The sequence below is a fragment of the Halomonas sp. KM-1 genome (assembly GCF_000246875.1).
Lineage (GTDB): Bacteria > Pseudomonadota > Gammaproteobacteria > Pseudomonadales > Halomonadaceae > Halomonas > Halomonas aerodenitrificans.
The window spans coordinates 1-11,435 of the sequence record NZ_BAEU01000068.1 but is presented as its reverse complement, the minus strand read 5'-3'; the positions used below and the strand labels follow the sequence as shown (position 1 = coordinate 11,435).

Annotated in this window: 8 protein-coding genes; 6 read left to right on the top strand and 2 right to left on the bottom strand. The window is 67.3% G+C overall.

What is annotated here, in order from left to right:
• Positions 1 to 721 (top strand): ABC transporter permease subunit (locus B8115_RS07200; protein ID WP_010627101.1); only part of this gene is annotated, 721 nt, incomplete at its 5' end.
• The gene (locus B8115_RS07195) at positions 718 to 1,353 is read left to right on the top strand and encodes an ATP-binding cassette domain-containing protein (protein WP_010627100.1); all 636 of its coding nucleotides are present in this window, start codon (positions 718 to 720) and stop codon (positions 1,351 to 1,353) included. The genes B8115_RS07200 and B8115_RS07195, both read left to right, overlap by 4 nt.
• A 54-nt stretch (positions 1,354 to 1,407) precedes the next feature.
• On the opposite strand, the gene B8115_RS07190 is transcribed toward B8115_RS07195, so the two are convergent.
• The gene (locus B8115_RS07190; protein WP_010627099.1) at positions 1,408 to 2,802 is read right to left on the bottom strand and encodes a hypothetical protein; all 1,395 of its coding nucleotides are present in this window, start codon (positions 2,800 to 2,802) and stop codon (positions 1,408 to 1,410) included.
• A gap of 92 nt (positions 2,803 to 2,894) precedes the next feature.
• Positions 2,895 to 3,878 (bottom strand): SDR family oxidoreductase, encoded by a 984-nt coding sequence (locus tag B8115_RS07185; protein WP_010627098.1) that lies wholly within the window; start codon positions 3,876 to 3,878, stop codon positions 2,895 to 2,897.
• A 482-nt stretch (positions 3,879 to 4,360) separates the two neighbouring features.
• Here B8115_RS07185 and glgA point away from each other — a divergent pair, with 482 nt between their 5' ends.
• From glgA to treY, 4 genes are all read left to right on the top strand, one after another.
• Positions 4,361 to 5,977: a glycogen synthase GlgA gene (gene glgA, locus B8115_RS07180; protein ID WP_010627097.1), complete on the top strand. Its 1,617-nt coding sequence runs from the start codon at positions 4,361 to 4,363 to the stop codon at positions 5,975 to 5,977.
• Positions 5,974 to 7,788, top strand: coding sequence for a malto-oligosyltrehalose trehalohydrolase (gene treZ, locus B8115_RS07175; RefSeq protein ID WP_010627096.1), 1,815 nt, complete (start codon positions 5,974 to 5,976; stop codon positions 7,786 to 7,788). The genes glgA and treZ overlap by 4 nt, the downstream gene beginning before the upstream one ends.
• Complete coding sequence (gene malQ, locus B8115_RS07170; RefSeq protein ID WP_010627095.1) at positions 7,785 to 9,977, top strand: 4-alpha-glucanotransferase; 2,193 nt, start codon at positions 7,785 to 7,787, stop codon at positions 9,975 to 9,977. The genes treZ and malQ overlap by 4 nt, the downstream gene beginning before the upstream one ends.
• On the top strand, positions 9,970 to 11,435 hold a 1,466-nt coding region (gene treY, locus B8115_RS07165; RefSeq protein ID WP_010627094.1), incomplete at its 3' end, for a malto-oligosyltrehalose synthase. The genes malQ and treY, both read left to right, overlap by 8 nt.

The window sequence follows — 11,435 nt, the reverse complement described above, 5'->3', positions numbered from 1 at the left end:
CGGCTTCTGGCGCTTTCCCGATGCCCTGCCGCAGGGCCTAACCGCGGCGCACTGGCTGCGCGCCCTACCCGCCCTTTCGGGGCCGGTCGCCACCACGGCGCTGATCGCCATCGGCGCCACGCTGATCGCCCTGGCGCTGACCCTGGCGGCGCTGGAGAACGAGCAGCGCACGGGCCGGCAGCCGGCACAGGGACGACTGCTCTCGGCGCTGACGCTGCTCTACCTGCCGCTGATCGTGCCGCAGATCGCCTTCCTGTTCGGGCTGGTGGTGGTGATGGAGTCGCTGGGCACGCGCCCCACCCATGCGCTGGTGATCTTCGGCCACCTGCTGTTCGTGCTGCCCTATGTGTTCCTCTCCCTCGCGGAGAGCTACCGCCGCTTCGACCCGCGCTGGTCGCAGCTGGCGCTGAGTCTCGGTACCTCACGCAACGCCGCCTTCTGGCGGGTGCGGCTGCCGATGCTGCTGGCGCCGATGCTCACCGCCGCCGCCGTGGGCCTGGCCGTCAGCATCGGCCAGTACCTGCCCACCCTGCTGCTGGGGGCCGGTCGCGTGCCCACCGTGACCACCGAGGCGGTGTCGCTGGCCGCCGGTGGCAATCGTCGGGTGATCGGCGTGTGGGCGATGGTTCAGGCCAGCCTGCCGCTGGTAGGCTTCGTCATCGCCGTGGGCCTGCCACGGCTGCTGTGGCGCAATCGACGCGACATGAGGGGTTCACCATGAGCACAGGTCACCGCCTGGTGCTGGACGAGGTCCGCATCGTCCTGGCAGGCAGCACACTGCTCGAACTCGATGCCGAGATCGGTCCCGGCGAGGTCTTCACCGTGATGGGACCGTCGGGATCGGGCAAGTCGACCCTGCTGGGCTACTTGGCCGGCTTCCTGGCACCGGCCTTCCAGGCCAGCGGTCGGGTATTGCTCGACGGGCACGACATCGCCAGCCTGCCGGCAGAGCGCCGCGGCATCGGCCTGCTGTTCCAGGATCCGCTGCTGTTCCCGCATCTCTCGGTGGCCGGCAACCTGCGCTTCGGCATGCCCCCCGCCATGCCCGACAAGGCGGCAAGGGTCGAAACGGCGCTGGCGCAGGTCGGCCTGGCCGGCTTCGGGCCACGCGACCCGGCCACCCTCTCCGGCGGCCAGAAGGCCCGAGTGGCGCTGATGCGCCTGCTGCTTTCCGAACCGCGTGCCGTACTGCTCGACGAGCCCTTCTCGAAGCTCGACCGGCAGCTGCGCCACGACATGCGCCGGCTGGTCTTCGACCGGCTGCGCGAGGCGGGCCTGCCCAGCCTGCTGGTAACCCACGACCGCGAAGATGCCGAGGACGCCGGCGGCAGGGTGATCGAACTAGGACAATGAGTGGGGTCGGCCTGCCCCGCCCCTGAGCGGGCGAAGCAGGCCGGCTGACGAGCCTCACGCCGCCAGCAGTTCGACGTCGTAGCGCTCACCGTGGCGTTCCATGTAGTCGGTCAGTCGCGCCAGCGGCAGCGGCCCCGGCAGCGGATAGCGCGCCGGGATCTTCTGCTTGGTCTCGATGTAGTAGCGCCCCAGCGAGCCGAAATCCCGAGGGTGCAGCTCCTCGCTGACCCCGATGAACTGCCCCTGCTTGCGGGCCCGGTCCAGCACCTGGCGCCAACGGTCGATCTGCGGGAACCCCACCCCCTCGACGCCGTTGTTGAACAGCATCAGGTTGATCTCGTCGAAGGGCTCGCGAGAGTCGAGGTAGGACTCGATGGTATCCACCGACGGGTTCATGTTGAACTTCATCCAGAACGGCACCGAGCCCGTGCGTAGCGCCCAGTAGGGCTCGAGCATGATGAAGGACTCGACCAGCACACGGTTGGACTTCATGCCGCGCTGGTGATACCAGTCGCGGTAGAAGTCGGCCACCATCGGGCTGAGGGAGTCAGGCTCGTCGTAGATCAATCGCTTGACCTGGTAGCCGTGCTGCACGGCGAAGCGCAGGATGTCGTCCCGCAGCGCCGCCTCGAAGCCCCACTCCGCCTCGGGGCTCCTGCCATCCGGCTCCGGCGAGTCCCAGCGCCGCACCGGCGAATCGTAGCGCTCCAGGTACTCCTCGACCCGCTCACTGCCGTGCAGGAACTCCTCTTCGGTGGCGCCCCCCAGCGCCCCGTGCTGGAAGAAGTGGCGCTCGCCGATACGGGTCGTCGGCCAACTGCTGCGGCATTCGGTCACGATGATGGTGCCGCCCGGCTCGAGATTCGCCTCGAGAAAGCGCTCGTATGCCCGGCCCAGGGTCAGTCGCTTGACCCGGAAGTAGTCCATGTACTCCACCATCAGACGGTCCTGATTGGCATCGTGCATGTGGTGTAGCTGCAAGTCCGGATTGGCCTCGAGCAGCTTGGGGGCGTAGCGACGACCGAACTCCATGGCCCCCTTCGGGTCGTCATTGTCCCCCGTGAGGTGACGCACCGGGATGAAGAAGGTCTGCGGTAGCCAGGGGATGTCGAAGGCGGCCGAGAGATGGGTCAGCGCACCGCTGGCCGAGCCGACCATCACCGCCTGATAGCGCCGCTGGGGATAGCGGGCCGTGATCCACTCCGCCACCTTTTCGGCATCAATCTGATCGAGCTTGTCCGGGGCGTGCCCCTCTGTCACGCCGCCCACCGCGTAGACCTCTTCGCGAGCCGCCTGGGGCAGCTTGTTCGCTGCCTGCACCAGGTGGCCCATGAGATGGCCCTTGCCCAGACCAGGGTAATCCTGACCGTGCAGGTAATTGGAAGCGGCACGCAGCATGCCGGTGGCGGAATCGAAATCGGCGATGTAGGAAGGGGAACTGGGTCGCATGAGAAACTCCTGTCTTCAGCGATAGGGTAAAAATCCCAAGGGAGCGACCTCCTGTCGCTCCCGGCAGGCAGGCTTGGCGGTGTGAAGCGGTGTCAGGCCTGGCGATGATAGGCGTACAGCGCCAACGGCAGCGCTACCGCCGCCAGCCCTAGCGCCAGCCCCATGCCGCTGCCGGCGCCGCCATGTTCGCGCTCGATCCAGCCGCCGCGGACGGCCCCGTCTCCGTGGGAGTGGAACAGGTTGCCCGAACCGGGCTCGATGGGCAGATCCTGGGCGAAGTGATCGCTGTTCACCTTGCGCTCCATCATCTTTTCGCCGAGCGGCGGCGCCACGGTGCGAAGCGCCGCCATCATGCGCCCCGAGTTGCCGACGAAGTGCTCGCGCATCGGGTGCCTGGCCACGTGCACGATGGCCGCGGCCACCTTCTCCGGGGGGTAGACAGGCGTCATGGCCTTGACCGGCTGCCCCACGTAGTTGGCCGCACGCTGAAACAGCGGCGTATCGATGGAAGCAGGCAGAATTGTGGAGACGTGAATGTCCGGCGCATCGGCAAGCTCCATGCGCAGGCACTCCGACAGACCGCGAATGCCCCATTTCGAGGTCACGTAGGCACTGGTGAAGGGTTGGCCGGCATGGGCCACCATCGAAGAGACGTTGATCAGCCGCCCGTGGCCCTGCTCGCGGAATTGACGAATCGCCTCCCGCGCTCCGTTGACGCAGCCCATCAGGTTGGTCTGGATCACCTTTTCATAAGCATCGCGCGGCGTTTCCTCCAGGCGCCCGAACAGCGTCACCGCGGCATTGTTGATCCAGACGTCGACGCGCCCGTAGCGCTCCACCGCCTTCTCGCACAGCCGCTCGACCTGATCGGCCTCGCACACATCAGTGGGTACGACGATGCCGCGTCCGCCAAGACGCTCGCACTCCTGCAGCGTATCCTGCAGCGCAGGTTCTCGCCGGGATGCCAGCACTACGGTGGCTCCGCTTCGGGCGAAAGCATGAGCCGTGGCACGACCGATGCCGCTCGAGGCACCGGTGATGACCACGATGGCGTCGTGTAACTCGCTGCGTTTCATGACCTACCTCCTTGGAAAATCAACGCGTCTAGCGATTCATTGAGCGGCACGCTCATGTGCCGACCGTCATCCCTTGGCAAGATCGGGACAGGCGTACAATCTGCATCAATTGGCAAAACAACAAACTAATCTCAAGCACATTAATTTACTTGAAAAGCCAAAAAACACGTCATTGCTAAGCATCAATATGGCACAGATGAATCGCTTTCTCTGTATCGGCGGGTGAGGAAGTTTTTCATCCCGTACCGCCAACATCCTATCTCCAAAAAAGTGCAACGAACCGCACCATGACGGGGCTTTCGCTATCTAAGAAAACTTTACGCAGGTTATGTGCACCTTCGGCTTCACCAAGGTAGTTTCATCGTCTATACCTATGCTTTGACACTTGTCATGCTCCGAAGAGGTCAATAAGGAAATGGCCCAACGGAGCTAGCGCGCCGGCTGCATGGGAAGTCGTCTTGCCACTACAGGGAGGTTGTCATATGGGCAATGTGGCACTGAAAGGTATCGATACCGATACGAAACCAGGGCATAGAAGCCGAGCGATTGCTGCAAGCTTGGACGATCTCGGCCTCGATGAAACCAGCAAGGCCGGACGAGACGTCACCCTGCCTCGTGCAGGGGGCGAGGGCCGGCATCCGTCTCAACGTATTCTCTTCGTCACTCCCGAAATTGCCGATTTCGTCAAGGTCGGCGGGCTGGGCGACGTCTCTTCGGCGCTACCCCGGGCTCTGGCAGCTCACCACGACATTCGCATCCTCATACCGGCCTACCGGGAGGTGCTCAACTCAGCGCTGAACGTCCGCCGCGTCGGCCGATTGCCCGCCCACGCCGCGCTGCCGGCCTGCGAGCTTGGCGAGATGACCTGCGCCGATGGCATGGTGATCTACGTGCTGCTCTGCCCCGAACTCTATGAGCGCGAAGGCGGCCCCTATGGCACCGGCCCGGGGGGTTACGGCAGCGGTGGCTGGGAAGACAACGACATTCGCTTCGCCAGGCTGTCGCTGGCCGCCGCCCAGATCGCTGCCGGTCAGGCCGGACTCGACTGGCAGCCACAGTTGCTACATCTCAACGACTGGACATGCGGCCTCGCCCCCGCCTACCTGGAGTGGATGGGACGCCAGGTCCCCAGCGTCTTCACCATCCATAACCTGGCCTACCAAGGGCTCTTCGACAGGTCGCGCTGTACGGCACTGGGCATCCCCGAAAGCGCCTTCCATATCGAAGGAATCGAGTATTACGGCAGGCTCTCCTTCATGAAGGCGGGCATCGTCTACGCTTCCCACGTGACCACGGTAAGCGCCACCTATGCGCAGGAAATCACCACGCCGGAGTTCGGCTGCGGCCTGGAGGGGTTGCTGTGCTGCAAGGCGCAGCAAGGACGGCTCAGCGGTATTCCCAACGGTATCGACGACTCCTGGGATCCACGCACCGATGCTCACCTGGTTCAGGCCTTCTCGGCCAACGACTGGCGCGGCAAGCGTGCCAATGCCGACTACGTGCGCCACCGCTTCGGCCTGGCCCCCAGCGCCGGACCGCTGTTCGCCATGGTCTCGCGCATGGTGCACCAGAAGGGTGTCGACCTCGTCATCGACGCCGCCCCCAGCATCGTCCAGGCCGGCGGCCAACTGGTCTTCATCGGCAGCGGCGAGCGTCGCGTGGAGCAGCAACTGGATCGGCTGGCGGAGCGCTACCCGGGGGCCGTGGCCACCTACATCGGCTTCGATGAGTACGAGGCCCGCTGCATCTACGCCGGCAGCGACTTCCTGCTGATGCCGTCGCGCTTCGAGCCGTGCGGTCTCAGTCAGATGTACGCCCAGCGCTTCGGCTCGCTGCCCATCGCTCATCGTACCGGGGGGCTGGCCGATACCATCGAGGATGGCGTGACCGGGTTCCTGTTCGAAGGCGCCAATCTGGCCAACTTCATGCGGGCGATCCAGCAGGCCTTCTCGGTCTATCACTCCACCGAGCTGTTCTACGCCATGCGCCGGGCCGCCATGACCGGGCGCTACCACTGGCGTCAGTCGATCGCGCCTTACACCCAGCTCTATCGGCGCATCTGCAACGAAGCAGGCGTGGAGGTGCGACAAGCCGGATGAACGCAGCCACTCGATTCGAATACACCTTCGGTGCCCAGGTGCTGGGCCCGCACCGGACCCGCTTCGCACTCTGGGCGCCAAGCGCCCACCGGGTCGTGCTCATGTTGGAAGGACAGGCACCGCTCGACATGACCCAGGCCGGCGAAGGGCGCTTCGTCGGCGAGGCCGAGTGCGACCACGGCACCCGCTATCGCTATCGCGTGCATCTCGACGACGACACCGAGGGCATTCTGGTGCCCGACCCCGCCGCCCGCGCCCAGGCAGGCGGCATCGACGGGCCGAGCCTGGTCGTCGACCCCTTCCGGCACGCCTGGCGGCATGCCGACTGGAACGGGCGGCCCTGGCACGAGACGGTGCTCTACGAACTCCATCTGGGTACCCTGGGGGGACTGGAGGCGGCACGCCGTCAGCTGCCCTACCTGGCCGAGCTTGGCGTCACCGCGGTCGAGCTGATGCCGGTGGCGGCCTTTCCCGGCTCGCGCAACTGGGGCTACGACGGCGTGCTGCCCTACGCCGTGGACGAGGCCTACGGCGACCCGGATGCGCTCAAGGCCTTCGTCGACGATGCTCACAGCCTGGGCCTGATGGTTTTCCTCGATGTGGTGTACAACCACTTCGGCCCCGACGGCAACTACCTGCCACGCTACGCCGAGGCTTTCTTCCGCCACGACCGTGACACCCCCTGGGGGCCGGCCATCGACTTCCGACAGCCCATGGTGCGGCGCTTCTTCATCGAGAATGCGCTGATGTGGCTCGACGAGTACCGCCTCGACGGCCTGCGCCTCGATGCAGTGCACGCCATCGGCGAACGCGACTTTCTGGTCGAGATGGCCGAGACGCTGCGCAGCCACCTCGACGCCAGCCGCCACGTGCACCTGGTGCTGGAGAACGAGCACAACGACGCCGAGCTGCTCGGGCCGGGCCGCTTCACCGCCCAGTGGAACGATGACTGGCACAACGTCATGCACGTGCTGCTCACCGGCGAGCGCGAGGGTTACTACGGCGAATTCGCCGACGAGCCGACGCAGAAGCTGGTGCGTTGCCTGAGCGAGGGCTTCGTCTATCAGGGTGAGCCCACCCGCGACGGCACACCGCGTGGCACCCCCAGCGCCCACCTGCCACCGAGCGTCTTCGTCGCCTTTCTGCAGAATCACGACCAGGTGGGTAACCGCGCCCTGGGCGAACGTCTGACCCGGCTCGCCGAGCCTCAGGCCCTCGAGGCCGCCATGCTGTTGCTGCTGCTCTCGCCCATGGTGCCGTTGCTGTTCATGGGCGAGGAGTGGGCCAGCGAGCGGCCGTTTCTGTTCTTCACCGATCATCGCGCCGAACTGGCCGAGGCCGTGCGCGAGGGTCGCCGCGCCGAGTTCGCCGCCTTCAGCACCTTCCAGGACCCGGCCAGGCGGGAAGCCATCCCCGACCCCAACGCCGAGGCGACCTTCGCGGCGTCACGCCCCGACTTCGACAGCCGGGAGACGCCGCCCCATGCCGACCGGCTGGCCTACGTTCGGCAACTGCTGGCGATTCGCCATGATGAGATCGTGCCGCGGCTCGACGGCGCTCGCGCCCTGGGCGCCGAGGCGCTGGGCGACAGGGCCGTCGTGGCCCGCTGGCAAATGAACGACGACAGCCAGCTGGTCATTGCCGTGAACCTCAGCGAGCGAGCGGTGGCGACCCAGGCCTTCGGCATCGGCCACCGCCTGCATGAAACCCGCGACGGCGTGGCGGTGGCCACCGAAAGCGGCAGCCTGCCGCCCAACTGCGCCGCCGCCTGGCTGCGCCCCGGCCCCGGCGACGAGGAGCTTTGCGCATGAGCGACGCACGCCTGGATGCGCTGGCCGAGGCCGCCGGCCTGATCGACGAATGGCAGGACAGCGAAGGGCACACCCGCCGGCTCGACGACGCCACCCGGCGGGAGCTGCTGGCACGCCTGGGTTACCCTGCCGGGAACGCCAGCGAGATCGACGCCAGCCTGCAACGCTTGCGTCCGCCCACTTCCTCTGCACAGTGGCCACCGCTGATCACCGCCGAGCAGAGCAGGAGTACGGCGCTGCCTTCTGCCCTCCCTGAAGGCACCGGCTACGTTCTCGTTCTGGAAAACGGCGAGCGTCGCGAGGGCCGGCTCACGCGGGCGGGCGAACTGCCCCCCGTCGAGACACCCGGCTACCATCGGCTGCAGATCGGCGACAGCGTGAGGACCCTGGCCGTGGCCCCGCCGCGCTGCTTCACGCTAGGCGACGCCTGCAACAGCGAGACACCGCGCCTGTGGGGCCTGGCCGCGCAGCTCCATGCCCTGCGTCGGCCCGGCGACGGCGGCATCGGCGACACCCTGGCGCTGGAGCGGCTGGTACGGCATGCCGCTGAGGCCGGCGCTGGAGCCGTGGCGATCAGCCCGACCCACGCCATGTTCAGCGCCGACGTGACGCGCTACAGCCCCTACGCCCCCTCCAGCCGGCTGCTCTACAACGTGCTGCATGCGGCGCCGGAAGCCCTGCTGGGCGAGGAGCCAGTGAAGCGCGCCATGGAGGTCAGTGGCGTGAACGATGCCCTGCCGCGGCTCGAAGCGGAGCCGCTGCTCGACTGGCCTGCCACGGCGAGTGCCAAGCTGTCCTGGCTGCGTGCTCTGTGCGACGACCTGATGCAGCGCGAGGATGCGCAGGCGGTCAGGCTGCGCCAGGCCCTGGCGGCCTTTCGTCAGCGCGGGGGCTCGGCGCTCGAACACCACTGCCGCTTCGAGGCCCTGCAGCACCGGCTCGGCATTCTCGACTGGCGCCAGTGGCCCCGGGAGCTGCACGAGCCGACCGGCCCGGAGGTGGCGCGCTTCGCCGAGGTGGACTCCCGCGACGTCGAGTTCCACGCCTTCCTGCAATGGCTAGTCAGCGAAGGTCTCGCCCGCGCCCAGGCCTCGGCCCGGGAGGCCGGTATGGCGGTGGGGCTGATCGGCGATCTGGCGGTAGGCGCCGACGCGGCGGGCAGCCAGGCCTGGAGCCGCCAGGCGGAGATGCTCGAAGGCCTGTCGATCGGTGCCCCGCCGGATGCCTTCAACGTACACGGCCAGGACTGGGGCCTAGCGCCCTTCTCGCCCCAGGGCCTGGTGCGCTCGGGTTTTCGCAGCTTCATCGACATGCTGCGGGCCGGCTTCGCCCATACCGGGGGGCTGCGCATCGACCACGTGATGGGCCTCATGCGCCTGTGGCTGGTGCCCCACGGCAAGGCCCCCACCGAAGGCGGCTACGTGCGCTATCCGTTCGACGATCTGCTGCGCCTGGTGGCACTGGAGTCCTGGCGTCACCGCGCCATCGTCATCGGCGAGGACCTGGGCACCGTTCCTCCCGGCTTTCGTCAGCGACTGGCACGCCACGGCATTCTCGGCATGCGCGTGCTGTGGTTCGAGCGCGATGCCGAAGGCGGGTTCCTGCCGCCGGCCCAGTGGTCCCGGGACGCCATTGCCACCAGCTCGACCCACGATCTGCCCACCCTGGCAGGCTGGTGGGCAGGGCGCGACATCGAGTGGCGCGACCGCCTGGGCCTGCTGAGCGAAGAGCAGGATGCTCGCAGCGAGCAAGCCGAGCGCCGCAGCGAGCGGGCACGCCTGGCTCGGGCTCTCGGCCTGCTCGATCCGCTGGCCTCTTCCATGGGGCTGGAAGCCACCGAACTGCCCGTTTCGCAGGTGCTGGATGCCGCTGTACAGCAGTTGGGGCTGACCCCGGCACCGCTCACGCTGCTGCCGGTGGAAGACGCCCTGGGGCTGGAGGAGCAAGCCAACCTGCCGGGCACCCTCGACGAGCACCCCAACTGGCGGCGGCGCCTGCCCGACGCCACCGCACGCCTGTTCGCCTCTACCGAGGTGAGAGATCGGCTGGAGCAACTGGCCATGGCCCGCCGTCATGCCGTGCAAGCGTCCTCTACCCAAGAACCCCCTATCCAAGAACCCCCTGTCCAGGAGCCCTCTGTCCAGGAGCCCTCTGTCCCAAAATCCCCGGGGGAGGCTATCGATGAGTGACATCCGCGCCACCGTTCGCCTGCAGTTCCACCGCGGCTTCACTTTGGACGATGCCGCCGAATGGGTCGGCTACTACGCCAGGCTCGGCATCAGTCATGTCTATGCCTCGCCGCTGCAAATGTCCCGCAGCGGCTCACCCCATGGCTATGACGGCATCGACCCTACCCGCATCGACCCCGAGCTCGGCGGCGAGGAGGCGCTGGAGCGGCTGGTGACGCGCCTGCGCGCCCACGGCATGGGCCTGATCCTGGATATCGTTCCCAACCACGTGGCGGTGGGCGGTTCGCAGAACCCCTGGTGGCAGGACGTGCTGGCGTGGGGCCAGGCGAGCCCCTTCGCCGGCTTCTTCGACATCGACTGGCACTCTCCCGATCCGCTGCTGAGCGGCAAGGTGCTGCTACCCTTCCTCGGCGGGCCCTATGCCGACGCCCTGCACGGCGGCGAGCTCGAACTGCGCCACGATCCGGAAACCTGCGCCTTCCACGTGGCCTATCACGAGCATCGCTTTCCTCTCGATCCGCGCTGTTACGGCGACATCCTGCGTCTGGCCGAGCACGATGTCCTCTGGGAACTGGCGCCACGCTTCGATGCCCTGCGCCAGCGCGACGATGCCTATACCGCCGTGGCCGAGTGTCGCCGCGAGCTGCGTCAGGCACTGGCGGAGCCGGCTGCCGCAGGCGCCCTGGAGCGTGCCCTGAGGCTGTTCGACGGCAGCACCCGCGGCGGCGCCATTCGCCTCCACGACCTGCTGGAGCAGCAGCACTACCGTCTGGCCTGGTGGCGAACCGGCGCCGACGAGATCAACTGGCGCCGCTTCTTCGACATCACCGAACTCGGCGGGCTGCGCATCGAGCAGCCCGAGGTGTTCGAAGCGGTGCATGCCCTGCCGCTACGCCTGGTGGAACAGGGCTGGGTCGACGGGCTGCGCATCGATCACATCGACGGCCTGGCCGACCCGCGCGGCTACTGCCGCCGTCTGCGGGCTCGCCTGGGCGAGATCCAGAAACGGCGTCCGCCGGACGCGGTACGCCACGTGGCGATCTTCGTCGAGAAGATCCTCGCCGCCGACGAGACCTTGCATCGCGACTGGGGGGTCGACGGTACCACCGGCTACGAGCTGATGAACGAGATCTCGGCCCTGCAGCACGACCCCGCCGGGGCTCAGCCGCTACGTGAGCTGTGGCGTCGCATCAGCGGCCGCAGCGACGACTTTCTGGATGAGGTGCGCCAGGCCCGCCGCGAGGTGCTGCATACCCTGCTCGTCAGCGAATTCGAGGCCTGCGTTCGTGCCCTGCACGCCATGGCTCGCCATCGCCTGGCGAGCCGCGACGTCACCCTGGCCGCCCTGCGTCGGGCGCTCGAGGCGCTGATCGTGCATTTCCCGGTCTACCGCACCTACGCCGACGATGGCGGCCGTCCGGAGCTCGACGCCAGCTTCTTCGATCAAGCCATGGCCGG

Coding starts and splice junctions, on each gene's coding strand:
- B8115_RS07190 (WP_010627099.1), bottom strand. CDS start 2,802: ATGCGACCCAGTTCCCCTTCCTACATCGCCGATTTCGATTCCGCCACC.
- treZ (WP_010627096.1), top strand. CDS start 5,974: ATGAACGCAGCCACTCGATTCGAATACACCTTCGGTGCCCAGGTGCTG.
- B8115_RS07195 (WP_010627100.1), top strand. CDS start 718: ATGAGCACAGGTCACCGCCTGGTGCTGGACGAGGTCCGCATCGTCCTG.
- glgA (WP_010627097.1), top strand. CDS start 4,361: ATGGGCAATGTGGCACTGAAAGGTATCGATACCGATACGAAACCAGGG.
- B8115_RS07185 (WP_010627098.1), bottom strand. CDS start 3,878: ATGAAACGCAGCGAGTTACACGACGCCATCGTGGTCATCACCGGTGCC.
- malQ (WP_010627095.1), top strand. CDS start 7,785: ATGAGCGACGCACGCCTGGATGCGCTGGCCGAGGCCGCCGGCCTGATC.